The 23,751-nt window shown below is 67.7% G+C and carries 22 protein-coding genes, 1 tRNA gene and 1 pseudogene; 10 read left to right on the top strand and 14 right to left on the bottom strand.

Annotated elements, in window-relative coordinates; all coding sequences use genetic code 11:
* The first annotated feature begins 128 nt into the window (after positions 1–128).
* Positions 129–2,747, top strand: coding sequence for an alpha-glucan family phosphorylase (gene glgP / locus ACZYX4_RS16620; RefSeq protein WP_463877927.1), 2,619 nt, complete (start codon positions 129–131; stop codon positions 2,745–2,747).
* Positions 2,748–2,825: 78 nt separating this feature from the next.
* On the opposite strand, the gene ACZYX4_RS16615 is transcribed toward glgP, so the two are convergent.
* From ACZYX4_RS16615 to glgX, 3 genes are read right to left on the bottom strand one after another with little or no spacing between them, the layout of a single operon-like run.
* A complete protein-coding gene (locus ACZYX4_RS16615; protein ID WP_463877924.1) occupies positions 2,826–3,182 on the bottom strand; it encodes a barstar family protein in 357 nt (118 codons plus the stop codon).
* A gap of 7 nt (positions 3,183–3,189) precedes the next feature.
* Positions 3,190–3,714: a guanyl-specific ribonuclease gene (locus ACZYX4_RS16610; protein ID WP_463877922.1), complete on the bottom strand. Its 525-nt coding sequence runs from the start codon at positions 3,712–3,714 to the stop codon at positions 3,190–3,192.
* A 34-nt stretch (positions 3,715–3,748) separates the two neighbouring features.
* Positions 3,749–5,863 carry a glycogen debranching protein GlgX gene (gene glgX, locus ACZYX4_RS16605; protein ID WP_463877920.1) on the bottom strand — a complete coding sequence of 705 codons (2,115 nt, stop codon included), beginning with the start codon at positions 5,861–5,863 and terminating at the stop codon, positions 3,749–3,751.
* A 116-nt stretch (positions 5,864–5,979) separates the two neighbouring features.
* Between glgX and ACZYX4_RS16600 the strand changes: the two genes are divergently transcribed.
* Positions 5,980–6,783, top strand: coding sequence for a carbon-nitrogen hydrolase family protein (locus ACZYX4_RS16600; RefSeq protein ID WP_463877917.1), 804 nt, complete (start codon positions 5,980–5,982; stop codon positions 6,781–6,783).
* 264 nt (positions 6,784–7,047) lie between these two features.
* Here ACZYX4_RS16600 and rlmB read toward each other — a convergent pair whose 3' ends face one another.
* The 6 genes from rlmB to ACZYX4_RS16570 all read right to left on the bottom strand — a co-directional run bounded on the left by rlmB (position 7,048) and on the right by ACZYX4_RS16570 (position 12,100).
* Positions 7,048–8,034 carry a 23S rRNA (guanosine(2251)-2'-O)-methyltransferase RlmB gene (gene rlmB / locus ACZYX4_RS16595; protein WP_463877915.1) on the bottom strand — a complete coding sequence of 329 codons (987 nt, stop codon included), beginning with the start codon at positions 8,032–8,034 and terminating at the stop codon, positions 7,048–7,050.
* 123 nt (positions 8,035–8,157) lie between these two features.
* Positions 8,158–9,636, bottom strand: coding sequence for a cysteine--tRNA ligase (gene cysS, locus ACZYX4_RS16590; protein WP_463877912.1), 1,479 nt, complete (start codon positions 9,634–9,636; stop codon positions 8,158–8,160).
* A 56-nt stretch (positions 9,637–9,692) separates the two neighbouring features.
* On the bottom strand, positions 9,693–10,022 hold the full coding sequence (locus ACZYX4_RS16585; RefSeq protein WP_463877910.1) for a hypothetical protein: 330 nt from the start codon (positions 10,020–10,022) through the stop codon (positions 9,693–9,695).
* Positions 10,023–10,064: 42 nt separating this feature from the next.
* Positions 10,065–10,601, bottom strand: a complete 537-nt coding sequence (gene ispF / locus ACZYX4_RS16580) for a 2-C-methyl-D-erythritol 2,4-cyclodiphosphate synthase (RefSeq protein WP_463877908.1) — start codon at positions 10,599–10,601, stop codon at positions 10,065–10,067.
* 2 nt (positions 10,602–10,603) lie between these two features.
* Positions 10,604–11,437 carry an IspD/TarI family cytidylyltransferase gene (locus ACZYX4_RS16575; RefSeq protein ID WP_463877905.1) on the bottom strand — a complete coding sequence of 278 codons (834 nt, stop codon included), beginning with the start codon at positions 11,435–11,437 and terminating at the stop codon, positions 10,604–10,606.
* 180 nt (positions 11,438–11,617) lie between these two features.
* Positions 11,618–12,100: a CarD family transcriptional regulator gene (locus tag ACZYX4_RS16570; protein WP_024367191.1), complete on the bottom strand. Its 483-nt coding sequence runs from the start codon at positions 12,098–12,100 to the stop codon at positions 11,618–11,620.
* A gap of 324 nt (positions 12,101–12,424) precedes the next feature.
* On the opposite strand from ACZYX4_RS16570, the gene ACZYX4_RS16565 reads away from it, so the two are divergent.
* Positions 12,425–12,961 (top strand): hypothetical protein, encoded by a 537-nt coding sequence (locus tag ACZYX4_RS16565; RefSeq protein WP_463877940.1) that lies wholly within the window; start codon positions 12,425–12,427, stop codon positions 12,959–12,961.
* Positions 12,962–13,059: 98 nt separating this feature from the next.
* On the opposite strand, the gene ACZYX4_RS16560 is transcribed toward ACZYX4_RS16565, so the two are convergent.
* Together ACZYX4_RS16560 and ACZYX4_RS16555 are read right to left on the bottom strand one after the other, a co-directional pair.
* Positions 13,060–13,740 carry a response regulator transcription factor gene (locus ACZYX4_RS16560; protein WP_354350606.1) on the bottom strand — a complete coding sequence of 227 codons (681 nt, stop codon included), beginning with the start codon at positions 13,738–13,740 and terminating at the stop codon, positions 13,060–13,062.
* Entirely contained in the window at positions 13,737–14,993 is a 1,257-nt protein-coding gene (locus ACZYX4_RS16555; RefSeq protein ID WP_463877937.1) for a sensor histidine kinase, read from the bottom strand. Before ACZYX4_RS16555 ends, ACZYX4_RS16560 begins: the two co-directional genes overlap by 4 nt.
* A 207-nt stretch (positions 14,994–15,200) precedes the next feature.
* Between ACZYX4_RS16555 and phoU the strand changes: the two genes are divergently transcribed.
* Positions 15,201–15,863 carry a phosphate signaling complex protein PhoU gene (phoU, locus tag ACZYX4_RS16550; protein ID WP_463877901.1) on the top strand — a complete coding sequence of 221 codons (663 nt, stop codon included), beginning with the start codon at positions 15,201–15,203 and terminating at the stop codon, positions 15,861–15,863.
* Positions 15,864–15,974: 111 nt separating this feature from the next.
* On the opposite strand, the gene ACZYX4_RS16545 is transcribed toward phoU, so the two are convergent.
* A complete protein-coding gene (locus ACZYX4_RS16545) occupies positions 15,975–16,721 on the bottom strand; it encodes a phosphoglyceromutase (protein WP_463877899.1) in 747 nt (248 codons plus the stop codon).
* Between the two features lie 201 nt (positions 16,722–16,922).
* Here ACZYX4_RS16545 and ACZYX4_RS16540 point away from each other — a divergent pair, with 201 nt between their 5' ends.
* Complete coding sequence (locus ACZYX4_RS16540) at positions 16,923–17,756, top strand: class I SAM-dependent methyltransferase (protein WP_463877935.1); 834 nt, start codon at positions 16,923–16,925, stop codon at positions 17,754–17,756.
* A 163-nt stretch (positions 17,757–17,919) separates the two neighbouring features.
* Here the strand turns inward: ACZYX4_RS16540 and ACZYX4_RS16535 are convergent, their stop codons facing one another.
* Both ACZYX4_RS16535 and ACZYX4_RS16530 read right to left on the bottom strand, forming a co-directional pair.
* On the bottom strand, positions 17,920–18,273 hold the full coding sequence (locus ACZYX4_RS16535) for a DUF2516 family protein (RefSeq protein ID WP_463877897.1): 354 nt from the start codon (positions 18,271–18,273) through the stop codon (positions 17,920–17,922).
* Between the two features lie 9 nt (positions 18,274–18,282).
* On the bottom strand, positions 18,283–19,503 hold the full coding sequence (locus ACZYX4_RS16530) for a trans-sulfuration enzyme family protein (protein WP_463877894.1): 1,221 nt from the start codon (positions 19,501–19,503) through the stop codon (positions 18,283–18,285).
* 87 nt (positions 19,504–19,590) lie between these two features.
* On the opposite strand from ACZYX4_RS16530, the gene tmk reads away from it, so the two are divergent.
* From tmk to ACZYX4_RS16505, 5 genes and pseudogenes are all read left to right on the top strand, one after another.
* Positions 19,591–20,247: a dTMP kinase gene (gene tmk / locus ACZYX4_RS16525; RefSeq protein WP_463877891.1), complete on the top strand. Its 657-nt coding sequence runs from the start codon at positions 19,591–19,593 to the stop codon at positions 20,245–20,247.
* Positions 20,244–21,386 carry a DNA polymerase III subunit delta' gene (locus ACZYX4_RS16520; RefSeq protein ID WP_463877889.1) on the top strand — a complete coding sequence of 381 codons (1,143 nt, stop codon included), beginning with the start codon at positions 20,244–20,246 and terminating at the stop codon, positions 21,384–21,386. The genes tmk and ACZYX4_RS16520 overlap by 4 nt, the downstream gene beginning before the upstream one ends.
* A gap of 40 nt (positions 21,387–21,426) precedes the next feature.
* Positions 21,427–22,992 carry an alpha/beta hydrolase gene (locus ACZYX4_RS16515; protein ID WP_463877886.1) on the top strand — a complete coding sequence of 522 codons (1,566 nt, stop codon included), beginning with the start codon at positions 21,427–21,429 and terminating at the stop codon, positions 22,990–22,992.
* A 94-nt stretch (positions 22,993–23,086) separates the two neighbouring features.
* Positions 23,087–23,159 (top strand) — tRNA-Thr (locus ACZYX4_RS16510).
* Positions 23,160–23,403: 244 nt separating this feature from the next.
* A pseudogene (locus tag ACZYX4_RS16505) lies at positions 23,404–23,751 on the top strand (hypothetical protein); the annotation flags it as partial.

Here is a 23,751-nt window from a genome sequence, read left to right as displayed (position 1 = left end):
TCGACAAATCGGCAAGATTGCTAAGCCTGCTCACTTTTTCCGGCGTTTCCCGGGGGGCGGAACGTCATTTATGCGAAAGAAACTTAAACCGGTTCCGAGCCTCCAACTTGTCGGTTAGTGTTTCGCAGGTGAAGGCAATCCGCAGATTTACCGTCCGAACCGTTCTTCCCGAGCCGATCCGGCCGCTGGCCCGGCTGGCCAAAAACCTACGGTGGTCCTGGCACAGGCCCACCCGGGAGCTTTTCGAGGGCCTTAACCCGAAGATCTGGGCCGAGAGCGACCACGATCCCGTGACCTTCCTCGGCCTGGTCAGCCGGGAGGAGCTGCAGCACCTCGCCGCGGACCTGGACGTGGTGCGCCGGGTCCAAGCGGCTGCCGGGGACCTCGACCGGTACCTCGAGGAGCCCCGGTGGTACCAGAGCCTCGGCGACGGCGCGCCGGCGTGCATCGCCTACTTCTCCCCGGAGTTCGGCATCACCGAAGTGCTGCCGCAGTACTCCGGCGGCCTCGGCATCCTCGCCGGCGACCACCTGAAGGCAGCCTCGGACCTGGGTGTGCCGCTGGTCGGCGTTGGCCTGCTGTACCAGGCCGGCTACTTCAAGCAGTCGCTGTCCCGTGACGCGTGGCAGCAGGAAACCTATCCGGTCCTGGATCCGGACGGGCTGCCGCTGACGCTGCTGCGCGAGTCCTCTGCCGACGGCAACGGCAAGCCCATCCAGATTTCCCTTCCGCTGCCCGCCGGCCGGCGGCTGCTGGCACACATCTGGCGGGCCGACGTCGGGCGGGTTCCGCTGCTGCTGCTGGACTCCAACGTCCCGGGCAACGACGAGGCCGCACGCGGGATCACCGACCGCCTGTACGGCGGCGGCGGCGACCACCGCCTCCAGCAGGAACTCCTGCTCGGCATGGGCGGGGTGAAGGCGCTGCGTGTCTTCCAGAAACTTACCGGCAGCCCCGCGCCGGAGGTCTTCCACACCAACGAAGGCCACGCAGGCTTCCTGGGCGTGGAGCGGATCCAGGAAATGATGTCCGCCGCGGAGCCGCTGAGCTGGGAAGAGGCGCTGGCCGCCGGCCGCGCCTCCACCGTGTTCACGACCCACACCCCCGTCCCGGCCGGCATTGACCGCTTCGAGGTCTCGCAGATCCAGCACTTCTTCGACGCCGGGCTGGCCCCGGACGTGCCGGTGGCCAAGATCCTGAACCTCGGCCGCGAGGACTACACGGACGGCAATCCGTTCGTGTTCAACATGGCCGTGATGGGCCTGCGCCTGGCCCAGCGTGCCAACGGCGTGGCCAAGCTGCACGGTGAGGTATCCCGCGGAATGTTCTCGGCGCTGTGGCCGGGATTCGACCACTCGGAGGTGCCCATCACCTCGGTCACCAACGGTGTGCACGTGCCCACCTGGGTGGACCCGCGCGTCACGGCACTGGCGCGGGAGCAGTTCGGCGCCGACGCGGAAGAGCAGGGCCGCTGGGACCTCGCGTACAACGTCAGCGACGAGGACCTCTGGGCCCTCCGCCGGGAGATGCGGGTGTCCCTCGTGGAGGACGTACGGCGCCGGCTCCGGGCCTCCTGGAAGAAGCGCGGGGCAGCCGATGCTGAGCTCGCGTGGACGGATGCCGTGCTGGATCCGGACGTCCTGACCATCGGCTTCGCCCGGCGTGTGCCGACCTACAAGCGGCTCACCCTGATGCTGCGCGAACCCGAGCGGCTCAAGGCCCTGCTGCTGCACAAGACCCACCCGATCCAGCTGGTCATTGCGGGCAAGTCGCACCCGGCCGATGACGCGGGCAAGAAGATGATCCAGGACCTCGTCCGGTTCACCGACGACCCGGCGGTCCGGCACCGGATCGTGTTCCTGCCGAACTACGACATCGCCATGGCCCGGACCCTGTTCCCGGGGTGCGATGTGTGGTTGAACAATCCGCTGCGCCCGCTCGAGGCGTGCGGCACCTCCGGCATGAAGGCCGCCCTGAACGGCTCGCTCAACCTCTCGGTCCTGGACGGCTGGTGGGATGAGATGTTCGACGGCGAGAACGGCTGGGCGATTCCGACCGCCAACAACGACGCCTCCCCTGAGGAGCGCGATGACATCGAGGCCGCTGCGCTGTATGAGCTGCTGGAGACGCAGGTGGCCCCCCGCTTCTACGGGCTGACCGTCTCTGCCGGCGCCGGCGCTGCGGGGCCTTCCCAGCCCGGGAGGCAGAGCGTCCCTACGCATTGGGTCTCGATGATCAAGCACACCATGTCCCATCTGGGTCCGGCCGTCTCCGCGGAGCGCATGCTCAAGGACTACGTCAACGTCCTGTACCGGCCGGCCGCCGTCGCCGGCCGCCGGGCCGGAGCGCACAATTTTGCCGAGGCCAAGGCTCTCGCGACCTGGATTTCCCGGCTCCGGGAATCCTGGCCGCAGATCCAGGTGGAGCACGTGGACTCGGTGGGCGTCTCGGAGGACCCGCAGATCGGCGATATCCTCCAGGTCAACGCCTACGTGGACCTGCACGAGCTCACCCCGGATGATGTTTCCGTCGAGGTCGCCTACGGCAAGGCGGGGGACAGCGACGAGCTGGCTGACGTCACGGTGGCGGAGCTCAAAGCGGCGGAAGACCTCGGCAAGGGCCGGCGCCTCTTCAGCGGAACTCTGGTGATCGACCGGTCCGGTTCCTTTGGCTACACGGTGCGCGTGCTCCCGACGCACGAGGCCCTTGCGTCCAAGGCGGAACTGGGCCTGATCGTCAACGCCTGAGACGACGACAGCCTGGGGTGTTACCAACAGCGCCGCATACCGGATGCCCGGGATGCGGCGCTGTTGTCCATGGCGGGCCTACAGGCAGACGGCGATGACAGCCAGGTTCCTGCCGGCGTAGCGTTCGGCGTCCTGCAGGATTTCGCAGATGACACCGAACGAACGGTCCGAGCGAAAGGCGGCCGGCACCTCCCAGATGAAGGTGATCGGGGACTGGCCGTCGTCGGCTACGGCATCGGCGAAGTCGTGCAGGGAGTCGTTAAGCGCGTCCAGGTTCACGCCGTAGTCCGCAGGGAAGTCCAGGGTCTCCGCGAACGTCTCGAGAACCGTCCGTTTGGTATCGGCGGCGGGAATCAGCACGGCACGCCGTCCGGCGTCCGCCACCAGGGCCTGCAGTTCCTCCATGGTCCAGGTGTCTGCGGAGTAAATCTTCATGGGTGCCTCACTTGCCTTCGATGATGAATCTGAACGAGTTGTAGTGGTCCGGTGTGTAGTACTTGTCGCCGGCTTGCCCGGCCACGATCCGTCGGGCTCCGCGGCCGGATTCACCAGGGGTCCTGACCGTGTATTCCTTGTAATAGCCGGACGATTTCCGCGGAAGAATGCGCTCGAAATTGCCGAACGTGACGCCGTCCCTGATGAAGGGATACGGGCCTCCCCGGGCGATGAGACCGAGTGTCTGGCGCGCTTCGGCGGGAAGCTCCGAGGTTTTCACTTCCGGCAGCCCCGACGGGTTGGCGGGTGCAGGCGGCGCAGCCGTTGCCGGAGCAACCGGCTGCGCGGTACTGGGCTGCGCGGTACTGGGCTGCGCGGTACCGCGCTGCGCCGGCGGGCCCGATGGGACGGCGCCCGTCGTGCCGGCGTCGGACGGCGCCGTTCCGGTTCCCGGGACACCTGCCAGCACGAACGCCAGCACCGCCAGTCCGAGCAGCAGGGCGAGCAGGGCAGTCAGCCGCTGGACCTTCATTCGTTGCTTCCTTGGGACTGGATCGAAGGCCGGGCTACGTGCGGTAGATGTTCATGGAATTGGCCTGCACGACGTCCCGCTCGCCGGAAGCGACCCGGATGCCCTGGCGCCGGTCGTGGTGCCCGGAGGTGGTCAGGCGCAGCTCGAAGAGCCGGTTGCCGGTCCCCTCCTCATTGCTGAGCACCGGCAGCGTGACCTTGATGTCCTTGGCGCCCCCGTTGACCACCACGAGCCCGTCCACGTGGCCGTCGTCGGACCCGAGCAGCAGCTGCACCACCCGGTGGCCCGGATCCTGCCAGCGCTCCCCGGCCATCGGCTCGCCGCGATCGTCGAACCAGTGGAAGTACGACTGTTTTTCGCGGGTCGGGTAATGATGCGGCTGCCCGGCCAGGAATTCCTTGCGCAGCCGGATCACCCGCTTGGTGGTGCGCAGCATCGAGTGGGATTCCGGAGTGCTGGTCCAGTCGATCCAGGCGATGGGGTTGTCCTGGCAGTAGGCGTTGTTATTGCCCTGCTGGGTGCGGGCGATCTCGTCGCCGGCGGTGATCATGGGCACGCCCTGGGAAATCATCAGCGACGCCATCAGATTGCGGCTGGACTGCGCACGCCGGGCGAGGATGTCCTCGTCCTCCGTGGGGCCCTCGAAGCCGTGGTTGTAGCTGCGGTTGTCCCCGTGGCCGTCCCGGTTCTGTTCACCGTTGGCCTCGTTGTGTTTGCGGTCATAGGACACAAGGTCGGCCAGGGTGAAGCCGTCATGGGCGGTGACGAGGTTGACCGAGGCGAGCCGGGACCGGCCGGACTGCTCAAACAGGCCCGCGGAGCCTGAGAGTGCGTCCGCGAGACGGGCCACCGAGCCGCCGTGCCCGCCGGCGTCGATCGCGGCGCGGTCAGCGAGCCAGAAGCTGCGCAAGGCGTCGCGAAAGTGGTCGTTCCAGTCCACCCAGCCGGGCGGGAAACGGCCGGTCTGCCAGCCGCCGTAGCCGATATCCCAGGGCTCGGCGATGAGCTTGGTGGCGGACAGCACCGGGTCGGCCCCGATAGCGACCAGAAACGGGTGCCGGGGATCGAACTCGTTGGCGGCGTTGCGCGCCAGCGTCACGGCAAGGTCAAAGCGGAAGCCGTCGATGTGGAACTCGCTCACCCAGTAACGCAGCGAATCCATCACCAGCTGCACCACGCGGGTCTCGCCGAAGTTCAGGGAGTTGCCGCAGCCGGTGGTGTCCACGTACCTGCCGTGGCCGTCATTGCGGTAATAGCTCATCTCGCCCAGGCCGCGGAAGCTGAGGGTCCGGCCGTCCCTGCCGCCCTCGGCCGTGTGGTTGTAGACGACGTCGAGGATGACCTCGAGACCGGCGGCGTGCAGCAGTTTGACCATGCCCTTGAACTCGTCCTGGACGGCCTTCGGGCCTGCTGCCTGCGCTGCCTCGGTGGCATAGCCGGGGTGCGGGGCGAAGAACGCGGCCGTGTTGTAGCCCCAGTAGTTCGTCATGCCGAGATTCTGCAGGTGCGGTTCGTCCACGTGGAAGTGCACCGGAAGGAGCTGGACGGCGGTGATCCCCAGTGCGATCAGGTGCTCGATCATGGCCGGGTGCGCCAGCCCTGCGTAGGTGCCCTGGAGGTGCTGGGGGACGTCGGGGTGGAGCTTGGTCTGGCCCCGGACGTGCGCCTCGTAGATGATGGTGTTGCGCCACGGAGTCTTGGGACCGCGGTCATTGCCCCAGTCAAAGTCGCTGTCCATCCGGACGCTCGTGATGAAATCCCCGCGCTCGTCCACGGCCCGGCCATGGGGGTCCAGCAGCAGCGGCTGCCCGCCGCCGGCGTCGAAATCCGTCGCGGGCATGGACAGCGGGAGCGCCTCGTGATCGGGCGTGGCCCGGAATCCGTAGCGCGAACCGGCCGGGATGCCTTCGACGAGGCCGTGGTGCACGCCGTCGGTCACGTTCGGCAGTGTCTTCAGCTGCCAGGTCCCACCGGGCGGCTGGTAGGCGATTTCCAGGGTGGCGACGCCGGGCGCGTAGACAGCCACATTCGCGAAGGCACTCCGGGGGTCGTCCGTTGCCGGCGAACCGGTGCTCGGAACGCTGATTCCCAGCGGAAACGCCCGTGAGGCGTCTACGGTGGAAGCTGTGTCTACGTAGGGCATAACCATTGCTTAGAGTTTAGCGGGGCCGAACAAATAGACCCGGTTTCTGATTTCCTGACGAAGTGCAGTTTACGCAAAAGCGGCGTTGCATACTGGAACAAGTGCCGAACCTGGAGGTAATAGTGCGGATTGCACTCGCTCAAGTCATTACCGGACGCGATCCTGCCGGAAACCTGACCCTCGTGGAGGACTACGCGGCCCGCGCCAGAGCCGGCGGAGCAGAGCTCGTGGTGTTCCCCGAGGCCACCATGCGCGCCTTCGGGAACTCGCTGCTGGACATCGCCGAGCCGCTGGACGGCCCGTGGGCATCGCGGGTGCGCAGCATCGCGGCGGAACATGGCATCGTGATCGTCGCCGGGATGTTCACCCCGGGGACAGCGGACGACGGCGCCAGGGTGCGCAACACCCTCCTGGTCACCGGCCGCGGGGTCGAGACCAGCTACGACAAGATCCACCTCTTCGACGCCTTCGGCTTCGCCGAATCGGACACCGTCGACGCCGGCACCGAGCCCGTCACCTTCGAGTTCGACGGCGTGACGTTCGGCCTGGCGACGTGCTACGACATCCGGTTCCCGGACCTTTTCACCGAGAATGCGGACCGCGGAGCCGACGTGAACATTGTCTGCGCCTCCTGGGGATCCGGCCCCGGCAAGGCCGAGCAATGGACGCTTCTGGCCCGCGCCCGCGCCCTGGATTCCACCACCCTGGTCCTTGCCTGCGGCCAGGGCGACCCGGCCAGCCAGGGAATTGAGTCCAGGGGTACGGCGCCCACCGGCGTCGGGCACTCCGTCGTCGTCTCCCCCTTGGGTGAAGTCCTCCAAGAGCTCCACGGCGACCCCGGCCTGCTGTTCGCCGACCTGGACCCCGCCACCGTCAAAGACGCCCGGACCAAACTCCCGGTCCTCGCCAACCGCCACAGGTTCTAGACCCCCGGCCGGAGGCAAAACCGGAGACAAAACCGGAGACAAACCGGGAGACAAACCGGAGACAAAAGGCGTGCGCCGCCAACAGCAACGCGGGGTCAGATCGAGCCCATCACGGGGCCCCGGATGGGCGCGTTGTGACCCCGCGTTGCTGGGGGTCGTTCCCGCGTTAAGCGACAACGCTCCCCCACGGGACGTGAGGGAGCGTTGTGGCGTTTACCGCGAAAGGTGGGGAGCGTCAGAGCCGCCGCCCCCAACCGGCGTGGACTACTTGACGGCGCGCTGGCGGGAGATCTCGTAAAGGGAGATGCCCACGGCCATGGAGGCGTTCAGCGACTCCATCGCGGAGTCGATCGGGATGGAGACGATCTGGTCGCAGTTCTCCCGGACCAGGCGGCTGAGGCCCTTGCCCTCGGAACCCACGACAATGCAGACCGGCTCGGTGGCCAGGGCGAGGTCGGGCAGCGAAACGTCGCCGTCGCCGTCGAGTCCCAGAACGTAGATGCCCATGTTCTTGAACGCCTTCAGCGTGTTGTTCAGGTTGGCCGCACGTGCCACGGGGACGCGGACGGCGGCGCCGGCGCTGGTCTTCCAGGCCGAGGCGGTGACGCCCACGGAGCGGCGCTCCGGAACGATGACGCCGTGGCCGCTGAAGGCCGAGACCGAGCGGATTATCGCGCCCAGGTTGCGCGGATCGGTGATGCCGTCCAGCGCGACGAAGAGCGGTGCGTTGGAGACGTGGCCCTTCTTCCAGCTCTCGAGGGTCTCCTCGGCAAGCTCGTAGGCGTCCTGGTATTCGTACGGCGGGATCTGCAGCACGAGGCCCTGGTGGATGGCGTCGTCGGTCATCCGGTCCAACTCGGGCTTGCCGGTTTCGAGCAGCGGGATGCCGCGCTCGGCCGCCAGTTTGAGGGACTCCTTGACGCGGTCATCCATCTCGATGCGGATGGCCACGTGCAGGGCCTTGGCCGGGATACCGGCGCGCAGTGCCTCGACGACGGAGTTGCGTCCGGTGACGACTTCCTCGGTGGCGCGGCCTTTGGGGCCGGAACGGGCGCCGGGGTTGCGCGGGGCTCCGGGGCGCTTGGCCGCGGAGCGTTCCGCGAGCTGCTTGTTCTTGTGGGCCTTGTGGTACGGGCGGTCCTCCGCCTTGGGCGTCGGCCCCTTGCCCTCAAGAGCCTTGCGGCCGTGACCGCCGGTTCCGACGGAGGGGCCCTTCTTCAGTTTGACCGACCGGCGACCGTTGTTGGCCATGAGTTCCACCCTTTTAAATACGCGATTCGTTGACAAGTCTGAACTCCAGTCTACTGACTCGAGTTAAATCCTCGACCGCAAGGTGTTCCCGGGCCCCGGCGCAGCGCCGGGTACCGGGCCGGATCAGCCGCGCTTGAGGCTCCAGTTTGCGCCGTCCGGGCCGTCCTCGACGACGACGCCGGCGGCGGCGAGAGTGTCGCGGATGGCGTCCGAGGCGGCCCAGTCCTTGCTGGCGCGGGCCTTGGCCCTGGCCGCGAGTTGCGCTTCAACGAGGACGCCCAGGGCAGCGGTGCCTTGTTCGTCCGCGGCTGGCCCCGCGGTGTCGCTGAGACCAAGGACACGCAGCATGTCGGTGACGCTGAGCAGGGCCTGCCGGGCGGCGTCGAGCTCCCCGGCGGTGAGGGCGGTATTGCCGGCGCGGACAGTTTCGTGGAGCACCGCCAGGGCCTGCGGGACGTTGAGGTCATCGTCCATCGCGGCAGCGAAGGCGTCGGGGACAAGGCCGTAGCTGGCGAAACCGTAGCTTGCCGGGGTGCCGCCGTCGGCGCCGGCAACGGTCCGGACGGCACGGCTGATGAAGCCGTCGATCCGTTCCACCGCGGCGGCGGCCTCCTGCAGTGAGGACGGCTGGTAGTCCAGCACCGAGCGGTACTGTGCCTGGCCGAGGTAGTACCGGACCACGCGCGGCGGGGCCAGCTCCAGCATCTCGGCGGGGCTGACGGTGTTGCCGATGGACTTGGACATCTTCTCGCCGGCGTAGGTGACCATGCCGTTGTGCATCCAGAAGTTGGCGAAGCCGTGGCCGGCGGCCTGCGACTGCGCCATCTCGTTCTCATGGTGCGGGAACCGGAGATCCAGCCCGCCGCCGTGGATGTCGAACTCGGCGCCGAGGTACTTGGTGACCATCGCGGAGCATTCGAGGTGCCAGCCCGGACGGCCGGGGCCCCACGGCGAGGCCCAGCTCGCCGTCGTCGGCTCCCCGTCCTTGTGGCCCTTCCAGAGCGCGAAGTCGCGGGGATCCTTCTTCCTGCTGCTGAACTGGGCTTCCACGTCCGGGGCTCCCTGCATGTCATCGACCTTCTGCCGGGTCAGCGAGCCGTACTTCGCCCAGGAGCGCACGTCGAAGTAGACATCACCCGAACCGTCCGGGGCAGGGTAGGCGTGGCCGCGGTCGATCAGCTGCTGGATCAGGGCGTGCATTTCCGGGATGTGGCCGGTGGCGCGCGGTTCGTAGGTGGGGCGGGAGACGCCCAGGGTGTCGTAGGCCTTGAGGAATTCCTGTTCATAGCGGTAGGCCAGGGCCCACCATTCCTCATCCCGGACGGCACCGGGCTCGTCCTCGAAGTCGGGGCCGAAGGACGCGGCGGACTTGGCGAGGATTTTGTCGTCGATGTCGGTGACGTTGCGGACCACGGTGACCCGGAAGTGCCGGTACTGCAGCCAGCGGGTCAGCTGGTCGAAGGCGATGGCGGAACGGATGTGCCCGACGTGCGGCATGCCCTGCACCGTGGCGCCGCAATAGTAGAGGCTCACTTTGCCCGGAACCAGGGGGACGAAGTCGCGGACTTCGGCGGATGCAGTGTCATAGAAGCGCAGGGTCACCGCTCCAGATTAGCCGATGGCGATCCGGCCCCGGCATGGCTACCGCTTCGCGGGGCCTACTTGCAGTGCTCGCCGATCCTGTTGTTCTGTTCGGTGAGCTGTTTGGTCTGCTCATCGCTTCTGGCCCCGAGCGAGGTGCCGGCCGCCTGCTTCATGATCTCCGCCATGTTCCGGATCGGTTCGCCCACCTCGGGCGCCACCTTGTCGGCAACCTCCTGGTAGTGCCTGGAGATCTGCTCCGCCTGCTGCTGCTGGTCGCCGGTGGGGACGAAGGTGTCCTGGCTGAGGAACGCGCAGCTTTCCGGGATGCTCATCTTCGGGGTCGCGGCGCACCCGGTCAGCAGGAGTCCGGGCAGCAGGACGACGGCGGGCAGCAGCTTTTTCACGGGGGTCTCCTGATGTTTCGGGAAGGGGGTCTCCCGCCAAGCCTAGGCGACGGACTCCACAGACGCCGAGCCGGTGCGGTAGACGAGGGCCGTCGCCGTGGCCGAAATACCTTCGCCGCGGCCGGTGAAGCCCAGGCCGTCGCTCGTGGTGGCCGAGACACTGACCGGGGCGCCCGCGGCCTCGGTGAGGACCCGCTGGGACTCCTCCCGACGGGGGCCGAACTTGGGCCTGTTGGCCACGAACTGCACGGCGATGTTCCCGATCTCGAAGCCCCCGGCACGGACGATCCGCGCGGCCTCGGCCAGCAGGGTCACCCCGGAGGCCCCGGCGTACTCCGGGCGGTCAGTGCCGAAATGCGTGCCGAGGTCCCCGATGCCGCAGGCGGAGAACAGTGCATCGGCGGCTGCGTGCGCGACGGGGTCGCCGTCGGAGTGGCCGGACAGTCCGCGCTCCCCCTCCCAGAACAGGCCCCCGAGCCAGAGCGGCTGGGGCGCGTCCTCGGGGGCGTAAGCGTGGACGTCGATGCCGATTCCGGTCCGCGGGATGACGGGCAGCGGTGGGTTCGGATTCCCGGACATGCTCAGCCTTCCACCCAGCGGGCGCCCAGCGGGCCTTCGAGGAGACCCTCGGCGATGATCAGGTCCAGCGGCGTGGTGATCTTCAGCGATTGGCTGGCGCCGCGCACCGCGTGGACCGGAACGCCGAGCAGTTCCACCAGCATGGCGTCGTCGGTGACGGCGGCCGCCTGGCCGGCGTCGAAGGAAGCCGCCGCCTCGTGCGCGCGCTGGAGGGTGGCGAGCTTGAAGCCCTGCGGGGTCTGCACCGCACGGAGGGTCTCCCGGGCCGCGGTGCCGGTGACGAGCTCCGGGGCGATCGAGGCGCCGTCGCCCGTGGTCGCTTCCACCGTCTTGACCGTGTCCACCACGGGCATGACCGGGATGACGGCCAGTGCGCCGGCCGCCAGGGCGTGCGCCACCCGGTGGAAGACAGCCTCCGGCGTCAGGGCGCGGGCGGCGTCGTGGACCAGGACGGCCTCGGTGGCTGGGAGGAGCACGGCCAGCGCGGCGCGGACCGACGCGGCGCGGGTGGCGCCGCCGTCGACAATCGTCACAACCGGGAGCTCCACGCCCCCGCCCGCGGCGGACGTGCGCGGGCGCCCCGCCTTGAGCTCCTGCCTGAAGGCCTCACAAAGGGCGTGGAGTTCCGTATCGCCGGAAGGGATGGCAACGCAGATCTGCTGTGCGATGCCGGCCGCGGCGACACCCCGAAGGGCATGTGTGAGGATGCTGTCCCCGCCCAGCGGAACCTTGGCTTTTGGCATGCCGTAGCCCAGGCGCTGGCCGGAGCCGGCAGCCACGACGATGACCGCGGTGACGGGGCCGGCCGGTGACGTGTTGGTCGGTGCAGAGTCCATGCGCACAACACTACGTCCCGGCGCCCCGCGCGTCCCACTGATCTGTCACTTCTGGTGCTTCTGCGTCCGTGGTGACGGACCAGAGCCGGCAGCTCAACCTGAGGGGCTGTTGAAAGCGGGCAAAAGAAACCCCGGCAGCCGTTACGCTGCCGGGGTTCAATTCTTGTCTGTTCGACTTGCTTAGGAAGCCAGGACCTCGTCGAGAACGCTTGCAGCCTTCTCTTCATCAGTCTTCTCAGCCAGCGCCAGTTCTGAAATCAGAATCTGGCGTGCCTTGGCCAGCATGCGCTTCTCCCCTGCGGAGAGACCCCGATCGTGATCGCGGCGCCACAGGTCGCGGACGACCTCTGCCACCTTGATGACGTCACCGGAAGCAAGCTTCTCCAGGTTTGCCTTGTATCGACGTGACCAGTTGGTGGGCTCTTCAGTGAACTCGGCCCGCAGCACTTCAAACACGTGCTCCAGACCTTCTTTGCCCACTACGTCCCGGACCCCAACAAGGTCAACGTTTTCTGCTGGAACTTCAATGGTCAGATCACCCTGAGCCACCTTGAGCTTGAGATACATCTTCTCTTCGCCCTTGACAGTGCGCATCTTGATTTCTTCAATTTTGGCTGCACCGTGGTGAGGGTAAACTACTGTCTCGCCGACCTCAAAAACCATGTGGACATTCCCCTTTCCCGCAGACCAGTTTATCACGGTTAAGGCATACGACTGCCATGGAACGTACCTAAGAACCGCGTGAATACGGGGAAAATGGCCGTTAACGGCACCGCCAGACCCCTTGACGAAAGCGGACATTAGTGCATTGCCCCGCCCCCGCCAAGAGCGCCCCCATCACCCGCCGGCGGCCGGCCGGCGCCCGGCCGGCCACGGAGCGACGGGATTGTGTACGGCCCGAATCATCGTTTGGCGGGGATTGCCGATAGGCTATGGATAAGAATGTTCCAAGACTCTCAAGGAGTGCGAGACGTGGGTTTCACTGCGATGAACCGGGGCCAGCGCGGCAAGCTGGCAATGGCAACGGCTGCTCTGGGCATCGGCCTGCTGTCCGTAACAGGGTGTGGCTACACCAACCCCCAGGCGACCACCGCGCAGTACGCGGCCTCCGACGGAACGCAGGCCAACGTCGGCGCGCTTCAGCTGCGCAACATGATGATCATCTCCGCCGGTGAGGACAAGCCCGGCCGTGTGATCGGCGCCGTCTACAACTCGTCCTCCGAGGACGTGACGCTGACCATCGCCGGCGCCGGCGGTTCCCAGACCGAAGTACCGGTCAAGCAGAACTCCTACACGCTGCTCAACAACTCCACCGACGAGGCCATCCTGAGCACCACCGGCGGCATCCCGGGGTCCCTGGTCGAGGTCAGCATCAGCGAGGACGGCACCAACCAGAAGACCACCTTCGGGGTTCCGGTGCTGGACTCAACGATCTCCGACTACAAGCAGTACCTGCCGGCCGGCAGCGAGCCCACCGGCTCGGCCACGCCGAGCCCGTCACCGAAGAGCAGTTCGAACCACTAGCTTCCACTCAGAAGGAGGGGCACCCGGTCCGCCGGGTGCCCCTCCTTCTCTGTATGTTCGCTGCGTTCTGCCCTGTCCGGGCGAACGGCCTGTCTGTCTCAGGGCTCGAATTTGTAGCCCAGGCCACGGACCGTGATGAGGTGCCGCGGCGCCGAGGGGTCCGGTTCGATCTTGCTGCGGAGCCGCTTGACGTGGACATCGAGGGTCTTGGTGTCCCCCACATAGTCCGAACCCCAGACCCGGTCGATCAGCTGCCCGCGGGTCAGGACCCGGCCGGAGTTCCGCAGCAGCATTTCCAGCAGCTCAAATTCCTTCAGTGGCAGGGAAACCTGCTCACTGCTGACCGTGACGACGTGCCGTTCGATATCCATCCGGACCGGACCCGCCTGCACGGTGCTGGACACCAGTTCCTCGGGCTCGCCCTGGCGGCGCAGCACGGCCCGGACGCGGGCCACCAGCTCCCGCGAAGAGTAGGGCTTGGTGACGTAGTCATCGGCACCGAGTTCCAGCCCGACGACCTTGTCGATCTCCGCGTCCTTCGCCGTCAGCATGATGACCGGCACGGACGAGCGCTGCCTCAGCTGCCGGCAGACCTCGGTGCCCGACTGGCCAGGCAGCTGCAGGTCCAGCAGCACCAGGTCGGCGCCGTTGCGGTCGAATTCGGTGATGGCGTCCAGACCGTTGTCCACCACCTCCACCTCGAATCCTTCCTTGCCCAGTAGGTAGGACAGCGGGTCGCTGAACGACTCTTCGTCCTCGACAATCAGAATCCTGCTCAAGCGGTAGCTCCTTGCTCATGGGCGCCGGCGGCGTCCCGTCGTGTTGGTCTGGGGGGCTGGGAGGCTTTGTGGGCTGCAGCCTGGGAGGCGGCCCGGTCCGCGGGCTCGCCCGCGTCGGGAACGACGTCGAGGTCCTGGCCTTCCAGTTCCGGAAGCCGGATGGTGAAGGTGGAGCCCTGCCCGGGCTTGGACCAGAGGGTCACCTCGCCGCCGTGGTTGGCGACGACGTGCTTGACGATGCTCAGGCCAAGGCCGGTACCGCCGGTATGGCGTGACCGGGCGGCGTCCACGCGGTAAAAGCGTTCGAAGACCCGTTCCTGGTCCTCGGGGCTGAGCCCCTCGCCCTGGTCCGTGACGGATACCGCCACGAGGCCGTCCTTGGCACGGATGCCGATGCCGACCCGGGTGTTTTCCGGGGAGTAGCGGATGGCGTTGTCAATAAGGTTCCGCAGTGCCGTCACCAACTGGTCCTGGTCGCCGTAGACCATCACGTCCGAGTGCCCGCCCACCACAAGGTCGATGTTCTTGCTTTCCGCCGGCAGCTGGGACCGGTCCACCGCCTCGGCGACGACCGTGTTGATGTCCACAGCCCGGCCCTGCTTGGCGACGTTGGAGCCCTGCAACCGGGAAAGTTCGATGATGTCCTGCACCAGGGCCGCCAGGCGGACAGATTCCTTGTGGGTGCGCCTGGCGAAGCGGCGCACAGCATCCGGGTCATCGGCGGAGGACTCGAGCGCCTCGGCCAGCAGCGAGATGGCACCGACCGGCGTCTTCAGTTCGTGGGAAACGTTGGCGACAAAGTCGTTGCGGACTTCCTCCGTGCGGGTCACCTCGGTCCGGTCGTCGGCGAGCAGGAGGATGTATTCCTCCGCGATCACGGCCGCCCGCACCTGCACCACGATGGTCCCCTGGCCCAGCGGGCCCCGCGGAAGTTCGAGGAGCCGTTCGAGGATGACGCCGTCGCGCCGCACTTTCGCGGTCATCTCCAGCAGCTGCTCATGGACCAGCGTATGGCCGCGCACCAGGCCGTAGGCATACGCGGCGGGACTGGCGCGGACGACGCCGTCGACCGCGTCCACCACCATAAACGCCCGGCCGACGGCGGCCAGCACCTCGGCGGCGCCTTCGGGAAGTGAGGGATCCTCGAACTCCACGTCCACGAGCTTGCGCTGCTGCTCACTGACCCGGAAGGCGAGCACGCCGAAGACGCCAAGCGACAGGCCGATCAGGCCGGCGATTACACCGATAAGCATTGGGTCCACGGCTCCAGCTTATGCTCTGCCCCGCGTCGGAAACTGTAATCTCCCGCTATTCCCACTCCGGTTCAGCTAACGTTCATCTATTGGCGCGCAACAGTTCACCGGTCGCTGGGACACTGGAGTGTTGAAGCGCCGAGAGGTGATCCGAAATGAACCTGCCACTTCGGTGGCCGGCAATGTTTGCAGGGAAAGGACGCACACGTGCGCAAGGTTTTTCAGGAAGAGCTCGCCCAAGTGGGGGAACAGCTCGTCGAAATCTCAAAGCTGGTCAGTGACGCCATTGAGAAAGCCACGACTGCCTTCGACGGCGCCGACCTTGATCTGGCCGAGGAAGTCATCGCCGCCGATGCACGGATCGACTTCCTGCAGAACAGCCTCGACGAGCAAGCCATCGACATCCTCGCCCTGCAGGGACCCGTGGCCAGCGACCTGAGGATGCTCGTGGGTTCCCTCCGGATGAGCGCCTCCATGGAGCGGATGGGCGACCTCGCCCGCCACCTCGCCCAGCTTGCCCGACTCCGCTACCCCGCCACCGTGGTGCCCGCCCAGCTGCGTGAGACCTTCCAAAGCTTCGCCGAGCATGACCTGCTGATCGCCCGGAAGCTCACGGTGCTGCTGGAGACCCGGGACCTTGAAGTGGCCCGGGACATCCTGAAGGCCAACAGCGCAGTCAACGACCTGCACCTGAGCGTCTTCCGCGCGATCGCCCGCAGCGACTGGCACGAGTCCCCCGCCACGACCGTCGACGTCGCCCTCGCCAGCCGCTACTTCGAGCGTTTCGCGGACCACGGCGTCTCCGTGGCGCAGAAGGTCACCTACCTGGTCACCGGCGCCTGGCAGCCGAACACCATCGAACACAGCTAGCACTCACCGGGTCCGGACAGCGGGTCCGGAAGTAGAACGTACGACGCCGGCCGGTCACCTTGCGAGGTGACCGGCCGGCGTCGTACGTTTCCGTGGTTGTGCGCCGGGGCGCTACTTCTTGCCCTGGTTGGCGACTGCCTGGATCGCCGTGGCCGCGGCCTCGGGGTCGAGGTAAGTGCCGCCCGGGTTCAGCGGCTTGAAGTTCTCGTCGAGTTCGTAGACCAGCGGGATGCCCGTGGGAATGTTCAGTCCGGCGATGGCTTCGTCGCTGATGCCGTCCAGGTGCTTGACGAGCGCGCGCAGCGAGTTGCCGTGGGCCGTGACGAGGACTGTTTTGCCGGCCTTGAGGTCTTCCTTGATGTCCGATTCCCAGTAGGGCAGCAGGCGGACCAGGACGTCCTTGAGGCATTCGGTGCGGGGCAGGTCGTCGCCGAGGTCCGCATAGCGCGGATCATTCACCTGCGAGAATTCGGAGTCGTCGGCCAGGGGCGGCGGCGGGGTGTCGTAGGACCGGCGCCAGGTCATGAACTGCTCTTCGCCGTATTCGGCGAGGGTCTGCGCCTTGTCCTTGCCCTGCAGGGCGCCGTAGTGGCGCTCGTTGAGCCGCCAGTCCCGCTTGACCGGGATCCAGCCGCGGTCGGCCTTCTCGAGGGTCATGTTGGCCGTGTTGATGGCCCGCTTCAGCAGCGAGGTGTACAGGACGTCCGGGAGGATGTTGTGCTCCACGAGAAGCTCGCCGCCGCGGATCGCCTCGGCCCGGCCCTGGTCGTTGAGGTCAACGTCCACCCAGCCGGTGAACAGGTTCTTGGCGTTCCATTCGCTGTGGCCGTGGCGCAGCAAAATCAGCTTATAAGTCATGGTTTTCATCCTAGCCGAGCGGCCCCGGGCAGGGCCGCGCGTTACAAAGCCCGCGCCACATGGCAACGCGGGGTCACTCCGCGCCCGTCCCGGGGTGCCGCATGGGCCGGAAGTGACCCCGAGTCGGAGGATCGCGTCGGAGGATAGGGTGGGCTGGTGGTGCAGAAGGCTGAGCGGGTGGCGTCCCCGCATACCCATGTCATGGAAAAAGGCGGCATGGAAAAACGCGGCGGAACGAAAGGCGGCCCCCGTGCGGGCAGGCCGGTGGGCAACGTTACCCGCGGCACCACCAACCCCAACCGGATGCGGCGGCTGGACCGCTGGCTGACCGGCCCGCAGGCCTGGCGGCTGCGCGCGGCGGCTGATCCTCTCGTCGTCGATCTGGGCTACGGCGCTTCCCCGGCCACCGCCGTCGAACTCTTTGAACGGCTGTCCGCGGTCCGGCCCGACGTGCGGGTGGTCGGCATCGAAATCGAGCCCGAGCGCGTCCGGCTGGCCCGGGAACTGGAACGGCCCGGGCTGAGCTTCCAGCTGGGCGGCTTCGAACTGCCGGTGGCCGGCCGGCCTGTCCTGGTACGGGCGTTCAACGTGCTGCGGCAGTACGAGGAGGCCGACGTCGCGGCCATCTGGCGGCTGGTGCAGGGTCGGCTGGCCCCGGACGGGCTGTTCATCGACGGCACCTGCGACGAGATAGGCCGCCGGGTCACGTGGGTGGCGCTGGACGCCGAGCGCCCGCTGAGCCTGAGCCTGTCCATGCGGTTCGGCAGTTTTGCGCTGCCCTCGGAAGTGGCCGAGCGGCTGCCGAAAGCCCTGATCCACCGCAACGTGCCCGGCGAGAGGATTCAAGCCTTCCTGCAGGCGATGGACCAGGCCTGGCTGGAGGCTGCGCCGCTGGCGTCCTTCGGGAACCGGCAACGCTGGACGGCCATGTGCCGTTCACTGCTCGACGCCGGCTGGCCGGTCCAGGATGGTCCGGCCCGGTGGCGGCTGGGCGAACTGACGGTCCGCTGGGACGCCGTCGCGCCGGGACGCTAGTAGTGCTGGGAGCCGGTGGTTGGGCCCACGCCGGCAGNGCCGGTGGTTGGGCCCACGCCGGCAGGGTTCCCTGAGCGAGCTTGCGAGCTGAGGGGGCCGGTGGTTGGGCCCACGCCGGCAGGGTTCCCTGAGCGAGCTTGCGAGCTGAGGGGGCCGGCGGGGATTACCAGGGGCCGTAGGGACCCGTATTGCGGTTTCCGCCGCGGCCCGCGTCCTTGACGGCGGGGCGGACGTCGGCGAGGTAGACGGACGCCGCCGTCACAGCGGCGAGTCCGAACAGTCCCAGCGGACCCAGGAGGCCTCCGCCGCCGCCCAACAGGGAGAGCAGGCCCACGGCCAGGGCGCCACCGGTGACGGCCAGCCAGAAAGTTTTGGTGCGCTTGGAGACGGCTTCGAAGACGTTCGCCTTGTGCCGCAGGCAGTCGAAGAAAGCCCATACCTCAAGGGCCAGGGCTACGAGGGCCAGGAGAAAGTAGACCCCGGTCTCGACATAGTAAATAAGCGTTCTTCCGTCCATGCCCCCAGCCTAGCCGTCCAAGCTGGCAAGGGCCTGCTCCAAATCGGCCCAAAGGTCCTCGACATTTTCGATGCCCACGCTCATCCGGACCAGATTCTCGGGCACGCTGGCCGGCTCGGCCGTGTGCCGTCGCCGCCGTTCGATCAGCGACTCCACCCCTCCCAGGGAGGTGGCCGGCAGCCACAGCTTCAGGGCCCGGATCATCCGGTCCGCGGCATCGGCACCGCTGAGGCTGCCGTTGTGGCTGCCGTCGCCGCTGTTCCCGCCGCTGGCGATCGGGGCCATTTCAATGCACAACACCGAGCCGAAGCCCTTCATCTGGCTCTTGGCCCGTTCGTGGCCGGGGTCCGAGGGCAGTCCCGGGAACCGGATGCTGCCGACCCTGGGGTGCGTGCTCAGCCGCTCGGCCAGCACCGCCGCCGACGCCTGCGAGCGCTCGACCCGCAGGGCCAGGGTGCGCAGCCCGCGCAGCGCCAGCCAGGCCTCGAACGGCCCGGCGATCCCGCCGTGGATGGTGCGGTGGTGCAGCAGCGCGCCGCGCAGACCGGCGTCGGACGTCACCAGGGCGCCCAGCACGACGTCGGAGTGGCCGGAGAGGTACTTCGTCACCGAGTGCAGGACGACGTCGGAGCCCAGCGCCAGCGGCTGCTGCACGAGGGGGGTGGAGAAGGTGTTGTCCGTGACGACGACGGCGCCCGCCGCGTGCGCGGCCGTTGTCAGGGCGCGGATGTCCGCGACGCCCAGCATCGGGTTGGTAGGGCTCTCCAGCCAGAGCATGCTGGCGGGGCGCCCGTCCGCCGGCGCAAGCTGCGCCAGGACCGCGTCGGTGTCCGCGATGTCCACCGTGCGCAATTCCAGGAAGCCCTTCCCGGCAAGTTCGGTGGCCATCACCAGTGATCCGGCATAGCTGTGGGACGGCATGACCAGCACTCCCCCGGCAGGAACCAGGGACAGCGCCGAACTGACGGCGGCGAGGCCGGACGCATAGAGCAGTCCGGGGAGCCCGGCGCCTTCCAGCTGGCCGATGGCTTCCTCGAACGGGTCCCAGGTGGGGTTGGAATACCGCCCGTAGCCGCGGTCGCCGTCGCCCAGCGGTCCGGTGCCGTAATAGGTCGAGGAGAGCACCAGCGGGGGGTTGACCGGTTCGTCGCGTTTCCGCGGCGGGCGGCCCGCCGCCACGACGACCGTTTCCGCGGAGAGGGAGGCTGCCTGCGCTTCGGAAAGACTCATGGTCACAGGGTACGTCGGCGCCCCGCAGGGCGGCCAAGGCGTTACGTCCAGGGCGTGACTGTCAGGGATTGTCGGTAGGCTGGGGCAGTGACTACCCATAACCCCGGACTGTTTATCGCCTTCGAGGGCGGCGACGGCGCCGGCAAGTCCACGCAGGCGGCTGAGCTGGCTGCGGCCCTTGAATTGCGCGGCCTCAAGGTGCTGCGGACCAGGGAGCCGGGCGGCACCCCGATCGGCGAAAAGCTGCGTTCCCTGGTCCTGGACCACGGCCACGGCCATATCGATGCGCACACCGAAGCCCTGATTTTTGCCGCCTCCCGCGCCGCCCACGCCAGCCAGGTCATCCGCCCGGCCCTGGAACGCGCCGAGGTCGTCCTCACCGACCGCTACATCGATTCCTCGGTCGCCTACCAGGGCGCCGGCCGGGATCTGGGCACCGACGCCGTCCGCAACATCAACGAGTGGGCCACCTCGGGCCTGCAGCCGGACCTCACGGTGCTGCTCGACGTTGACCCCGAGGTCGGCCGGCGCCGCCGCACCGCGGGCGACGCGGCCGAGGACCGGCTGGAATCCGAGGCCGACGAGTTCCACACCAGGATCCGGGCCGCGTTCCTCGCCCTCGCTGCGGCCCGGCCCGAAGGGTATCTCGTCCTTCCCGCCCACCTCCCGGTCGAGCAGTTGGCGGTGCGGATCCTCGCGCGGGTCGAGCAGCTGCTGGCCCTCCCCCGGGGCGTGAGCGCGTGAGCGTCTGGGACGACCTCCAGGGCCAGCCCGCCGTCGTGGCCCAACTGCGCCATGCTGCCGGGGGCGACGGCCTGACCCATGCGTGGCTTTTCACCGGCCCGCCGGGTTCCGGGCGGTCCAACGCGGCGAAGGCCTTCGCCGCCGCGTTGAACTGCGACCAGGACGATGTCAGCCTGCGCGGCTGCGGTGAATGCGCGGCGTGCCTGACCATCCTGGGTGAAACCCACTCCGACGTCGCGTTCGTGCGCACCGAGAAGGTCACCATCACCATCGACGAGGCCCGGGAGCTGGTCTCCACCGCCGGGAACCGTCCGTCCTCGGCGCGCTGGCGCATCATCGTCGTGGAGGACGCGGACCGGATGGCGGAACGCACCACCAACGTGCTGCTCAAGGCGATCGAGGAACCGACCCCCCGCACCATCTGGATGCTGTGCGCCCCCTCCCCGGCCGACGTCCTGGTCACCATCCGCTCCCGCTGCCGGTCGGTGGCGCTGCGGCTTCCGCCCGCGGCCGACGTCGCGGCCCTGCTGGTCAAGCGCGACGGCGTCGACCCGGCCGTCGCCGAACGTGCCGCCCGGGCAGCGCAAAGCCATGTCGGGATCGCCCGCCGGCTGGCACGGGATCCCGAAGCCCGCGAGCGGCGGCTGGAAACAGTGCGGTTCCCGCTGGGCCTCCGGGGCGTCACCGCCGCGGTGCTGATGGCGGAAAAACTCGTCAAGATCGCCACCGAGGAAGCCAACAGCTCCAACGACGAGCGCGACGCGGCGGAAAAAGCCGCCCTGCTCGCGACCCTCGGCGCGCCCGAGAGCGGCACGCTGCCGCCGGCCATGCGGGGGCAGGTCAAGCAGCTCGAGGACGACCAGAAGCGCCGCGCCAAGCGTTCGGTGACAGACTCCCTGGACCGCACCCTGACCGACCTGCTGTCCTTCTACCGGGATGTGCTGATCATCCAGATGGGGAACGCCGTGGAACTGGTCAACGTTGAACTCAGAAGCGAACTCGTTGAGTTCGCCCGCCAGTCCTCCCCCGAAACGACGCTTGCCCGCATGGACGCCATCAACAAGGCCCGCAAACGGATCACGACCTCCAACGTGGCCCCGCTGCTGGCCATCGAGTCCATGGCCGCAAGCCTCATCTGAGGGATCATTCCCTCCGATCCGATCCTCCAAGGAGAACCGCATGAAGTCTGCACGAGCAGTGCCCGCCCGATCCCGATCCATTGCGATCGGCATGCGGGCAGCCGGCGCCATGGCCCTGGCCGTGGTGCTCTCCTCGTGCACCCTGTTCGGTACCGGCGGCAGCGGGGCCAAAACCTCCAGCACACCAAATCCTGAGATCGCGTCCTCCGCGCCCGCCGAACTCCGCAGCTACTACACGCAGAAGGCCACTTGGGCCGCCTGCGAGACGGACTTCCAGTGCACCACGATCAAGGTTCCGCTGGACTACAGCAATCCGGACGGCGACAGCATCGAGATCGCGGCGCTTAAGCTGCCCTCGAAGGGCAACAGCAACGGCAGCCTGCTCATCAACCCGGGCGGGCCCGGCGGCTCAGGCTATGACTTCGTCAAGGACGCCGGAGCCACGCACTTCTCGGACAAGCTCCGCTCCAACTTTGACATCGTGGGATTCGACCCGCGCGGCGTAAAACGCTCCGCCCCGGTCACCTGCCTGACGGATGAGGAACGCGACGCCTCCCGCGCGAAGATCTACGATCTGGACACCGACGCCGGCCTGGCCGAAACGGTGGCGGACAACCAGGTGATCGCCGCCAAATGCGAGGAAAAGACCGGGCCGGTCCTGGGCGAGGTCGACACCGTGAGCGCCGCCAAGGACCTGGACATCCTGCGCGCTGCACTGAACGACACGAAGCTGAACTACATGGGGTTCTCCTATGGGACGTTCCTCGGTTCGACCTACGCCTCGCTGTTCCCTGACAACGTCGGCACGATGGTCCTGGACGGCGCGATGGATCCCTCCCTCAGCTACGAGGAGCTCACCAGCGGCCAGGCCAAGGCTTTTGAAAAAGCCCTCCGTGCCTACGTGGAAAACTGCCTCCAGTCCGACGGCTGCCCACTCAGCGGCGGTGTCGACGGCGGGGTTGAGCAGATCCGGGACCTGATCGCCGCCGTGGAGGCGAACCCGATGCGCGCCAAGGACGGCAGGATCGTCTCAGCGTCCACCCTGGTCACCGGCATGATCGTCCCGCTGTACAACAACGACAACTGGCCGCTGCTCACGCAGGCACTCGGCGCGGCCCTGAAGAATGATCCCTCGATGTTCCTCAGGCTGGCCGACTTCAACGCCGAACGCGAACCCGACGGCAGCTATTCGTCGAACAGCACCTTTGCTTTCAGCGCCATCAACTGCCTGGACTACCCGATGGTCACGGACACCGCGGGAATGCGTGCGGACGAGCAGCAGCTCCGGCTGGATTCGCCCACCTTCGGCAAGTATTTCGCCTACGGCGGCACCAGCTGCAAGGAGTGGCCGTACCAGAATGTCCGGACCCCGGCCCCGGTGGAATACGGGGGGTCGGCCGACATCCTGGTGATCGGCACCACCGGCGACCCGGCCACCCCGGTGGAATGGGCGGGCGAGCTGCGCAAGCAGCTCGGCAACGCCTCGCTGCTGACGTGGCAGGGCGAAGGCCACACCGCCTACGGCCGCTCCAACGACTGCGTCGGCAATGCCGTGGACGGTTATCTGGTCGACGGCAAGACCCCTGCGGACAATACCGTCTGCTGAAGCGTTCGACACTCATTTTGACCCGGGCCGGAGGACTCTACTACAGTTGTCTCTGGCATGAAGCGCCCGGGCCACCCGGACACTTCAGGCGGTCGCTTCCTTAGCTCAGTTGGTAGAGCGTCTCACTCGTAATGAGAAGGTCGCCAGTTCGATTCTGGCAGGAAGCTCTGGTCTTCATCGATCGGCCCCGGCGCAGTCGTCGGGGCCGATCTTTTTTGCCCCGCCACGGGTGACGCCTGCCCTCAAGGCGGAGGGCACGTCGCTGCCCGGATGACGTGCACGGCCGAAAGCCTGGTGTGCCGGTGAACATCCCCGGTGCTGCCATGAAGAACGGCGCATTCCGTCCTGACCGCGCCTTCAGCGCTGCGCGGAATGACGCCACCAACAGAGCGTGAGCTCCAGGAGAAGTACATGAAGAAACGCACAACCTTGTTTTCGGGGGCGGCCGCAGCGGCCGTGCTGTCCCTCACTGCATCCCTCGGCGCCGTCGCGGCCCCGGGGCCAGCCCCGGCTGCGCCCTCTGCCGCCACCGGCACCTACAAGTGCACCCTCAAGATCCGCGACGGCGTCCCGCCCTGCACGCTCCAGGCGGTGCCCGCGCCCGCCGAAGCACCCGCCCCGGCCGCAGCCGTGGCTCCCGTGCCGGCAGCCAGGCCTGTTCCGGCACCGGCAGCGCCGGCACCCGCAGCACCGGCAGCACCCTCCGCACCCGCAGCACCCCCCGCACCCGCCGCGCCCCCCGCACCCGCCGCGCCCCCC

It is taken from the genome of Pseudarthrobacter leeuwenhoeki (genome assembly GCF_055412885.1).
This window is presented reverse-complemented; position numbering and strand designations above follow the sequence as displayed.